This is a genomic window from Moorena sp. SIO3I6 (assembly GCF_010672095.1).
Genome location: NZ_JAAHHU010000811.1, coordinates 1 through 2,159 on the forward strand (window position 1 = coordinate 1; position 2,159 = coordinate 2,159).

A 2,159-nucleotide genomic window follows, 5' to 3' on the forward strand; every position below is an offset into this window, starting at 1 on the left:
TTCGATCATTCCCAGCGCCACCTTGAATTACATCGTCACCTTCTCCACCAAAGAGTTGATCATTCCCTTCATTTCCTTGGATTACATCATCACCCTGATTTCCATAAATTACATCTTCACCTAGATTTCCCTGGATAAGATCATTCCCTTCCCGTCCTCGAACAATATCGTTTCCATCTAAAGCTTGAATGATGTCGTTTTCAGGGAGACCTTCTAAATTATCTTCGTTGAGAGTTCCTAAAATAATTGGGTGCGGCTCTTTTAAAAAGACAAAGAATAAGGTTTAGACAGGTATAGCAAGAGTAGGAGGAGCATTAGTAGAGCAACAAGCTTGAAAGAGTCGTTTCATTAAAGGAATACCATCAAGATACAAAGCCAGGTGATGACGTTTATGTTCCTGCTTTAAGTGAAAGCGCCAATATTCATTCCAATCACCACTAATATAAAGGGAGCGAAGACGTAAAACCGCCTCAGCACCCATAAGACTCCATCTAGCTCCAGTAAGATCCATGCGGTCTTTAATCAGATGACGACAAGCACCTTCAATCACCCCGGTAGCAATGGGAAGACCAGCTTTCAAGTAATCATTGTATTGGAGGTAAGCACTGTTATTGAGCAGATATTGGGCACAGGTATCCACTGGTTTACGTTGTGATGGGTTGAGTTGACGTAATGTGGCGCTGCGACGCATCCCAGCTGCCACCTGAGATGAGCGTCCTTGAAGAATCAGTAATATTCTTTGACTCACCCAAGCCTCCCCTTGGGGGCTGGTATCCCCATAAAAGGCAAATGCTGCCTTCCATAAATACTCAATTACATGGATAATATCGAGCACAATGGTTAAATTGAGCTGGTGTTGACGAGCATATTTCTTTAACAGCAATAATTGTGTTTTATTGCCATCGACTAGAGCACAAAAGTGTTTTTGTTGATTGGGGTCGCGGTGCAATGCCTCATCAAATGCTTCTATGATCACCTGGTATGGTTCTTTTTCTAAACTTGCCCAAACACGCTTGCCCATTGGTCGAGGTCGTTTGATGTTTTGGTCTGATTCAGAGGGATTGACAATTTGCTCAGGTGTGCGAACCAAGGGGTCAATAGTATAAACTGAAGCTACTGTTGCCATACGTTTGGCATTGCGCTTTTCCCCTTTAGTTAATCGTTTATTTAATTTTTTCGAAGAAGCAAGTGCTCGTTTTTGGGTGTCGGCACGTAGGTCTTGTGTACGCATCACAACACCCTTTCCATCAACAGTAATTACTACTATTTCTCCTGTGTGTTTTCCTTCAACCGATTGTGCTTGTTGCTGAGCGTAGAAAGAGTCAAAGTCACAAGCGCTCTTATAAGCCAATTGTTCAACTTGACGCTTACCAACTTTGGCGGCGGTGGTTTTGGAGATGATTTCCACTGTTTCTCCAAACCCGGAACGGGCTACTTCTTGAGCTACTCGCTCCCTGAGTCCATGAGAGTATTGTTCTGGTGGTAAGTTTAATTCTGCATCCAATGGATTGAGGGAAGTGATCTTCCTTCCTCCGTAACCAATACGATGGGCAATGACCGTGCCAAAGATGGTTGTTAGTTTCCTGTTTCCTCTGATCTTATGGGTTCTGTTTACTCCGTCCCTACCTAAACAATCACCCTCGATTTCGTCGTTACTTCGTCTATCCAAGTAACCTTGTAACAGTCGTCTCAATAGTTCGTATCCATTTTCGAGTAGTAACGTCTCTAATTCCCCATGCTCTAAACCGCACACTGTTTCTGAACCGAGCCAATCAACTATTTGTTCAAATAGCTCTCGCGCTCCTGAAAAAAATCTGTCTTCATTATTAGTAGATGGTTGCATATGTCTGACTTAATCCTGGCTCATACTGCTGCGGTTGCGCCTGTCGAGTCCTTCGGTTTTTTCTCTCAAAACACTGCTACAGGACAGCTTGGGTTAAAAAACTCTTCCCCATTCTATCGTCTTTCTATAAGAGCCGCACCCTTTTGTAACCATCCTAAATTACCCTATCCTATTTTAATATCCTGGGATAAAGTATTCTGCTTTTTGAGAGTCCTAAGAGCGTGTTTAATAATCCAATTTGTTTCCTTTGTTGGAGATTCTTTTCGCCACCGCAAACAGGTATTGATTACCCAATCTGGATTAGATTTGCTCGCAT

At 42.8% G+C, this 2,159-nt stretch carries 1 protein-coding gene and 1 pseudogene; both read right to left on the reverse strand.

Annotated features, from left to right (window positions below):
* Positions 1-247: pseudogene (locus tag F6K49_RS53925) on the reverse strand (calcium-binding protein); the annotation flags it as partial.
* A 36-nt stretch (positions 248-283) separates the two neighbouring features.
* Positions 284-1,843 carry an ISKra4 family transposase gene (locus F6K49_RS43020; protein WP_293107718.1) on the reverse strand — a complete coding sequence of 520 codons (1,560 nt, stop codon included), beginning with the start codon at positions 1,841-1,843 and terminating at the stop codon, positions 284-286.
* Between the last annotated feature and the right edge of the window lie 316 nt (positions 1,844-2,159).

Bases quoted from the DNA above. Each gene is read 5' to 3' on its own strand.
- F6K49_RS43020 (WP_293107718.1), bottom strand. From the start codon at position 1,843: ATGCAACCATCTACTAATAATGAAGACAGATTTTTTTCAGGAGCGCGA.